This is a genomic window from Vibrio agarilyticus, assembly GCF_012641465.1.
GTDB classification, from domain to species: Bacteria; Pseudomonadota; Gammaproteobacteria; order Enterobacterales; family Vibrionaceae; genus Vibrio; species Vibrio agarilyticus.
Genome location: NZ_JABAIK010000054.1, coordinates 1 through 748, shown reverse-complemented (window position 1 = coordinate 748; position 748 = coordinate 1). Strand labels below are relative to the sequence as shown.

General features: G+C 42.6%; 1 protein-coding gene. It reads right to left on the bottom strand.

The genetic code is table 11. The features are described from left to right. The coding region (locus HGP28_RS18955) for an IS110 family transposase (RefSeq protein WP_168837983.1) at positions 1-567 on the bottom strand (567 nt) is incomplete at its 3' end. Positions 568-748 lie beyond the last annotated feature (181 nt).

Below are 748 nucleotides of genomic sequence, written 5' to 3'. Positions count from 1 at the left end.
ATACTCAGGGCAGCTCTCAATCAGCTTTTCTATCTTTGCCTCTACTTTTTCAAGCTGATTTTTTAGAGCGGTTAGAATCGGAGTAATAGTCGATGAGATGTTTTTAGGTAATATTTGTAGTCGGTTTCTTTCCATGGTTTGCATGGTGAGTAGTTGGTTCCGCCTCGTGACTAAGTCACTCATATGGCGTATGTTTTCGCTTTTTAGCTTGGTAAGTTCGGGCTGAACTCGTTCGGCATAATGTGCGATGAGTTCGGCATCTAAACGGTCGTTCTTAGCTCGTTGACCAATGGCTTCAGCAAACCTTTTAATACGTAGTGGATTGGCAACGACATAAGGCAATTTGGCTTTATCACAGGCGAGTATGAAGGGCATTTCTAATCGACCTGTAGCCTCGATGACGACGCGTTGGGGTTTGTGTTTCTTTATGATTTTAATGGCATCACTGATGCCTTTATCGGTGTTTGGTACAGTGAAGTAAATGTCGAGTGGGCGAATATAGATGTCTAATTGTGACTTACCAGTATCAACGCCAACATTAATGTTTTGAAGTGTGTTTGTATTCATAATAAGCTAACTCTTGCTTGCAAATGCGGGCTCGAGACCCAGAAGACTATTCGAGTGTGGTGCTTGGAGTTCTATCTGACGTTCGTACTTGTTATCGGTCTCTCAATCGAGGAGCCATCGTTTAATCGAACTACCAGATAGAAGAACTTTAGTTGCAGCTAAAGTCTGGGTCTCACCTTAC